Origin of the sequence: uncultured Flavobacterium sp. (assembly GCF_937967675.1) — a bacterium.
Taxonomy (GTDB): Bacteria; Bacteroidota; Bacteroidia; order Flavobacteriales; family Flavobacteriaceae; genus Flavobacterium.
On sequence record NZ_CALBSN010000123.1, the window covers coordinates 1 to 7,311 of the forward strand.

A 7,311-nucleotide genomic window follows, 5' to 3' on the forward strand; every position below is an offset into this window, starting at 1 on the left:
CTACAAAAGCGGTGAAAGCACAATATCCTGATAGAAAATTAATTGCTTGTTTAGAGTTACATACTTACAGCAGTTTAAATGCCGAGTTCTTAAAAGAATACCAAGGCGCTTTAGATGCGGCCGATGTTGCCGTAGTTTTCTATTCACCCGATGCGGTAAAAATCAAACGTTTGGAGGAAGTTACTTATGATCAAATCGCACAATCCTTCCAAAGAGAAGATTTAATTATTTACACCAATCCAACCGAATTCAAAGACTTTTTGTTTAGCCAAAATTTAGAAAACTCCGCTTTATTATTAATGAGTTCAGGAAATTACGGCGGATTGAATTTTGATGAGGTGAAAGAATTAATCAATTAGCAAATATGGGAGATTTACTTGATTTGATTTTTAATTTCTTCAATTTTTTAGATGTTTTTCCGGCTCTTGAAAAGCATTATAAAAGATTTAGAGATAAAGATTTGCACATAGTAAAACGCTTATTGAGTTTTTTTATAATCTGTTTTGTAATTCTAATATTTTTAGGGGTTTTATTTTTCATAATCTTTTTGGGATATAAACTATTAAAAAAATAAAATTTGTAATTTGTCATTTCGACGAAGGAGAAATCACATCAAGTAAGATATTATGAGGTTATTCCTTTGTTTAAATGACAGATTGTAATTTCAAACGCAATTTTTAAGCCATTTATTTTGTGGAATTTTTAAAACCACATAGAAACATAGAAAATAAAGAATTTCTTAGTCAATAAATTGATTCATTAAGCTTCTCTGTAACCTATCAAAAATAAAAAGCCTTATTAAATGAAAAGCAACCTATGTTTCTATGTGGTAAAAGTTTAGATTTTTTTCATTTTTTAGATTTTTTAATTAGCTTTGTTCTCATAAACGCCAAAGTAAAATCTTATGTACACGCCAATCAACCAATGGGCCGAAGACGATCGCCCACGTGAAAAATTTCTTCTAAAAGGTAAATCCACCTTATCTGATTCCGAATTACTTGCTATCTTAATTGGTTCCGGTTCTCGAAATGAGAGTGCGGTGCAATTGTGCCAACGTATTTTAGCTTCTTCCGAAAACAATCTGAATACTTTAGGAAAAATGTCGGTTGCCCAACTCATGCAATTTAAAGGAATTGGTGAAGCCAAAGCCATCTCCATAGCCGCTGCATTAGAATTAGGAAGAAGACGCAGAGCTGAGGAAGCTGTAGAACTCAAAAAAATAACTTCCAGTAAAGCCGTTTTCGATATCATGCAACCCATTATTGGCGAATTGCCTCATGAAGAATTTTGGGTATTATATCTTAATAATTCCAATAAAGTCATCTACAAAGCTCAACTCTCAAAAGGCGGAATAACAGGAACTGTTGTGGATATTCGAATTATCTTCAAAATGGCATTCGAACAAAATGCAACGGGTTTAATTCTTTCCCACAATCACCCTTCTGGAAAATTAATCGCCAGTGAAGCCGATTTAAAAATCACAAAACGTATCAAAGAAGCAGGGCAAACCTTAGAAATTCAAGTTTTAGATCATCTTATCATTACTGAGAATGGGTATTTGAGTTTTCAGGATGAGGGGATTTTTTGATTTTTTTCTAAATACACAGAATCTATGTATTTAAAAAAACATACACTTAATTTTTCATTACAATCTTCGCGTTTAAATTAAGAATTATAGAAATTTTAAGATTTGGTAGTTTTTTATCTAATCGATTAGCCGTATTTTTATCAAAATTTAAAATATCATGAAACAAATAAAATTTTTAGTTGCTATACTTTTAGTAACTTTAACTGCATCAGCTCAGTTTACACAAAAAGCATTACCTTATGCATATAATGCTTTGGAGCCTTTTGTAGATGCGCAAACTATGGAAATTCATTATGGCAAGCATCACGCTGCTTATGTGAAAAATCTTAATACAGCTTTAGCAGGAACTGCAGATGAAAAATTAAGCTTAAACGAAATTTTTGCAAAGATTTCTACTTTGCCAGCGGCAGTTCGTAATAATGGTGGTGGACATTACAATCACGAGTTGTTTTGGTCTGTTTTAACATCTGAAAAAAACACTAAAATGTCAGCTGAATTAGAAAAAGCGGTAAATGAAACATTCGGAAGTTTAGATGGATTGAAAGAAAAATTAAATGCGGCTGGAGCAAGTCGTTTTGGTTCAGGTTGGGCTTGGTTGGTAGTGACGAAAGAGGGAAAATTAGTAGTAACTTCAACTCCAAATCAAGACAATCCGTTAATGGATATTGCTGAAGTAAAAGGAACACCGATCTTCGGAATCGACGTTTGGGAACATGCTTATTACTTAAAATATCAAAACAAACGTGCAGATTATTTATCGGCTATTTGGAATGTAGTAAACTGGACAGAAGTTAGTAAAAGATATAAAGCAGCGATGCCAAAACCTGATACTTTTGCTTCATGGCCAGAAATCAAAACGTTTCACAAAGTGATTTCGCAAACTTTCCATCCAAGTGAAGAAGGAAATTTACAACCAATTAAAGAAAGAAGTGCTGAAATGGCTGAAAAAGCAAATGCTTTAAAAATGGCTAAAATTCCAGCTGAATTCAATAAAAAAGCAATTGTTGCTGCAGTAAATAAATTAGCTAAAGACAGCAAAGCCTTAGATAAATTAGTGAAGTCTAAAGCTTCTGACGAAAAAATCACTAAAGCTTTAAATGGTTTACATGACACTTTTCATACAATAGTAGGATTGTGTACTCATGATGATGAATAATAATTGAGATTAAAATAAAAAAACCTTGTGATGAAAATATATCACAAGGTTTTTTTATTACAATTTATTTAAGAAATTTTTCTATCCAATTTCTTATCTTGCATCACTAAAATTAATGTTCGTTGAACTATGATTAGCACCAAAAACATCACTTTTTCCTACTCAAAAGACCAAATTTTTCACATGCCCGATTTGTACTGTGAAGCAGGAAGTACTTTGTTAATTACAGGTGATTCTGGAAAAGGGAAAACTACTTATTTACATATTTTAGCAGGTTTGTTAAAACCAAAATCAGGAACAATTGAAATCGATAAAACCGATATCGTTTCCCTTTCTGAAAAAGCAACTGATAAATTTCGTGGAAAGCACATTGGTGTGGTTTTTCAAAAATCACATTTTATTGGGGCGTTGACGGTTTTGGAAAATTTAGAAATGGCAAGTTGGTTAGCAACAGGTAAAAAACATACCAAACGTGCAAAGAAATTATTAGAACAATTGGGAATCGAAAATCAAGCGTCAAAATTACCATCTCAGTTGAGTATTGGACAACAGCAACGTGTTTCAATTGCACGTGCGTTGATGAACGAACCCAAAGTGTTGTTAGCTGACGAACCTACATCAAGTTTGGATGATAAAAATGCGGAGAAAGTTATCGAATTGTTGACTTCATTATCGAAAGAATATAAAGCGGCTTTGTTAATCGTTACGCACGACAATCGAATTAAAGAAAGATTTATCAATAAAATTACCTTGATATGATAGCAAAATTAGCATGGAAAAATATATGGTTCAAACCATTAAATACCATCTTGAGTGTTGTTTTGCTGACCTCAAGTGTTGCGATTATTACGACTTTAATCTTGGTCGAAAAGCAATTTGAAGAAAAATTTTCCAGTAATATTGACGGAGTTGATTTAGTAATGGGCGCACAAGGAAGTCCATTGCAATTGATTTTATCTGCAGTTTATCAAGTAGATGCTCCAACAGGAAATATTAGTTACGATTCGGCAAAAGTTTGGATGCAACATCCTTTTGTTCAAAAAGCAATTCCGTTAGCCTTTGGCGACAATTATCGTGGTTATAAAATCTTAGGAACAACACCCGATTATTTAGAAAAATACGGAGCCGAAATCTCCGAAGGAAAACTTTTCGAAAAGAATTTCGAAGTCGTAATTGGAAGTGATATTGCTCAAAAATTAAGCTTAAAAATTGGTGATGAGTTCTTCGGTTCACACGGTGATGCAGCTGAAGGAGAAGTTCATGAACATTACGCTTATAAAGTTGTGGGAATAGTAAAACCAACAGGCAAAGTTGTTGATAATTTGATTTTATGTACGATTCCAAGCGTTTGGCAAATGCACGGAAGTCATGGTGCAGAAGAAAATCCCGCTCACGGCGAAGAAGGTCATGTTCATGTAGAAGGCGAAGAACATCATGAAGAAGCCGACATGACTTTAGATGAACCTGGAATGGAGATTACAGCCGTTTTATTAAAATTCCGCAACAAAATGGGAATTGTAACTTGGCCTAGAATTATAGCACAAAACACAAAAATGCAAGTTGCTTCTCCAGCAATCGAAGTAAATCGTTTGTTTTCTTTATTTGGAATTGGGATTTCAGCATTACAATATTTAGCATACGGAATTATGCTAATTTCAGGAATTTCTATTTTCATAGCGCTTTACAATACATTAAAAGAACGTAAAAACGAATTTGCTTTAATGCGTGTCAACGGTGCTAAAAGATTACAACTTCTTAAAGTAGTAATGATTGAAAGTTTGCTTTTATGTGTGGTTGGATTTGTTTTTGGTACGATTTTGGGAAGAGTGGGATTAAGTATGTTGTCGAATTCGGCAGAAGAAGATTTCAAAATGAGTTTTAATCCTTACGAATTTATTTGGGAGAAAGAAGGAACTTTATTTTTACTAACTATATTTGTGGGCTTTTTGGCGGCGGTTATTCCGGCGGTCAAAGCTTATAATTTAAACATTTCAAAAACATTAGCCAATGCGTAATTATATTAAATTAAGTTTAGCTTTAGTCGTTTTTATTTCGATGATGAGCTTTTCAGATAGTACAACTTCAAGTGTAAAAGCTACTAAAAAATCGTCAGTAGCATCAGATACACTAACATGGAAAATGTTAGGCGATATCAAATATGTTCGTAAAAAACATGCGACTTATGGCGAAGTAGAATTCCCACAAGTGAACATGAAATTGAAAATGATGCAAAAGAAAACCGTTTACATGAGCGGATTTATTGTGCCAATTGATAATAAAAACTATGCATTAAGTAAAAACGTTTTTGCAGCTTGTTTCTTCTGTGGAAAATCTGGACCAGAGACTATTGCTGGAATCAAATTTAAAGGTGGTGCTTTTCCAAAGTTAAAAACCGATACTTACGTAACCTTAAAAGGAACGTTTAGATATAACGAAACCGATGTTGAAGATTGGATTTATCATATCGAAAACGCCGAAATTGTAGCGCAAAGTAAATAATTAGAAGCCCAATCGTTTGGGCTTTTTTTAATCACTAAAACATATAACATTGAAATCATTCCAACAAAAAAAACATCTCTTTTTTGATTTAGATCACACGCTTTGGGATTTTGATAAAAATTCTGGATTTGCTTTTGACACTATTTTCAAACAGCAAGGTTTTGATATTGAATTATCGCATTTTCTTAATATCTACATTCCAAGAAACCAACATTATTGGAAATTGTATCAAGTGAATCAAATCACACACGACGATTTACGTTATTATCGTTTAAAAGACGTTTTCGATGCCTTGAATTTTGAAGTTTCAGACGAAATGATTCATCATTTATCGGAAGAATATATCAAATACTTGCCAGAGTTTAATCATCTTTTCGATGGTGCTATTGAATTATTAGATTATTTAAAACCAAAATATCAATTGCACATCATTACCAATGGTTTTGCATCGGTTCAAACCAAAAAAATGAAGAATTCGAAAATTGATCATTATTTTGAAACGATTACCAATTCCGAAATGGCGGGTGTAAAAAAACCGCATCAAAACATATTTGATTTTGCCTTATCTTTGGCAAACGCTTCAAAAGAAGAAAGCTTAATGATAGGCGATAGTTATGAGGCTGATATCATTGGAGCACAAGAAGCAGGAATTGAAGCTGTATTTTTTAATGAACAAAATATCAAAGTTGAAAATCCAGTTTTACAAGTAAGTCATTTATTAGAATTAAAAAATATATTATAGTTATGAAGAAGTTATTTTTATTATTTTTATTGGGTTTTTCATTTTCATTTGCTCAAGGAAATTATAAATATGTAGTTGTTCCTTTAAAGTTTAGCTTCTTTAATGAGAATAATAAATATAATTTAAATGCAATGACTAAATCTTTCTTTGAAAGAGAAGGTTTTGAGGCCTTTTATGATACCGATCAATTTCCAAAAGAATTGGCGCAAAATCGTTGTTCAGCATTATTTGTGAATGTTATTGAAAATAATAATTTATTTGTCACTAAAATAAATGTTGAGATTAAAGATTGTTACAATAAAGTTCTTTTAGTAAGCGATTTAGGATCTAGTAGAGAAAAAGAATATCAAAAAGCGTATGTAGAAGCATTTCGAATTGCTTTATCTTCAGTTAGAGAAAAATTAAAATCTATAGAAAAAGGTTTAAGTCAAGAAGAAATAAGAATAGAAGATTCTAAAAATACCAGCGAAGTACAAGTACTATCTGAAAAATTCACAGCAGTTGCAACAGAGCTTGGGTATAATTTAGTAGATGAGAGATCGGTTGTTGTTTTTAATCTACAAAAAACTTCAAATGGCAATATTTTTACTGCAACTAAAGGTGTTCTAAGCGGTATTTTAATTAAGAAAAATAGTGGTTGGTTTTTTGAATATTATGAAGGAGAAAAATTAATTTCTGAAAAAGTAGACGTTAAGTTTTAATTTTTTTACTCTATTTAATATCCATACTTATCCTTCCATCGATTCTTCAAAAACTGACGTAATTCTTTTTCGCGAGCACTTTCGCCTGGTTCAAAGAACTTAGTTTCGGAAATTTCGGTTGGCAAAAATTCTTGCTCGGCAAAGTTGTTTGGGAAATCGTGTGAATATTTGTATTCTTCTCCGTAACCCAATTCTTTCATTAATTTGGTTGGAGCATTTCGTAAATGAATAGGAACAGGTAAATCGCCTGTTTGTTTTACTATTTGTTGTGCTTTTCCAATAGCCATATAACTGGCATTACTTTTCGCTGAAGTTGCCAAATAAATCGCACATTGACTCAAAATAATGCGGCTTTCTGGATAGCCAATGGTGGTTACAGCTTGAAACGTATTATTCGCCATAATCAAAGCGGTTGGATTCGCATTTCCAATATCTTCACTGGCTAAGATCAGCATTCTTCGGGCGATGAATTTTACATCTTCGCCACCTTCAATCATTCGAGCTAACCAATAAACCGCACCATTTGGGTCGCTTCCACGAATCGATTTTATGAATGCGGAAACAATATCATAATGTTGTTCGCCTGTTTTGTCATACAATACCGTGTTTTTTTGCACCAATTGCA

General features: G+C 32.6%; 6 protein-coding genes and 3 pseudogenes. 8 read left to right on the forward strand and 1 reads right to left on the reverse strand.

Annotated features, from left to right (window positions below; all coding sequences use genetic code 11):
• The 8 genes and pseudogenes from Q0075_RS08380 to Q0075_RS08415 all read left to right on the forward strand — a co-directional run.
• Nucleotides 1-359, forward strand: a pseudogene (locus Q0075_RS08380) (peptidoglycan synthetase); the annotation flags it as partial.
• A 545-nt stretch (nt 360-904) separates the two neighbouring features.
• The gene (radC, locus tag Q0075_RS08385) at nt 905-1,588 is read left to right on the forward strand and encodes a DNA repair protein RadC (RefSeq protein ID WP_297869128.1); all 684 of its coding nucleotides are present in this window, start codon (nt 905-907) and stop codon (nt 1,586-1,588) included.
• 157 nt (nt 1,589-1,745) lie between these two features.
• A pseudogene (locus Q0075_RS08390) lies at nt 1,746-2,405 on the forward strand (superoxide dismutase); the annotation flags it as partial.
• Between the two features lie 468 nt (nt 2,406-2,873).
• Nucleotides 2,874-3,503: an ABC transporter ATP-binding protein gene (locus tag Q0075_RS08395; RefSeq protein ID WP_297869129.1), complete on the forward strand. Its 630-nt coding sequence runs from the start codon at nt 2,874-2,876 to the stop codon at nt 3,501-3,503.
• Complete coding sequence (locus tag Q0075_RS08400) at nt 3,500-4,759, forward strand: FtsX-like permease family protein (RefSeq protein ID WP_297869130.1); 1,260 nt, start codon at nt 3,500-3,502, stop codon at nt 4,757-4,759. Before Q0075_RS08395 ends, Q0075_RS08400 begins: the two co-directional genes overlap by 4 nt.
• On the forward strand, nt 4,752-5,243 hold the full coding sequence (locus Q0075_RS08405) for a hypothetical protein (protein ID WP_297869131.1): 492 nt from the start codon (nt 4,752-4,754) through the stop codon (nt 5,241-5,243). The genes Q0075_RS08400 and Q0075_RS08405 overlap by 8 nt, the downstream gene beginning before the upstream one ends.
• Nucleotides 5,244-5,292: 49 nt before the next feature.
• The gene (locus Q0075_RS08410; protein WP_297869132.1) at nt 5,293-5,985 is read left to right on the forward strand and encodes a YjjG family noncanonical pyrimidine nucleotidase; all 693 of its coding nucleotides are present in this window, start codon (nt 5,293-5,295) and stop codon (nt 5,983-5,985) included.
• 2 nt (nt 5,986-5,987) lie between these two features.
• Nucleotides 5,988-6,686 (forward strand): hypothetical protein, encoded by a 699-nt coding sequence (locus tag Q0075_RS08415; protein ID WP_297869133.1) that lies wholly within the window; start codon nt 5,988-5,990, stop codon nt 6,684-6,686.
• A gap of 14 nt (nt 6,687-6,700) precedes the next feature.
• Here the strand turns inward: Q0075_RS08415 and Q0075_RS08420 are convergent.
• A pseudogene (locus Q0075_RS08420) lies at nt 6,701-7,311 on the reverse strand (replication-associated recombination protein A); the annotation flags it as partial.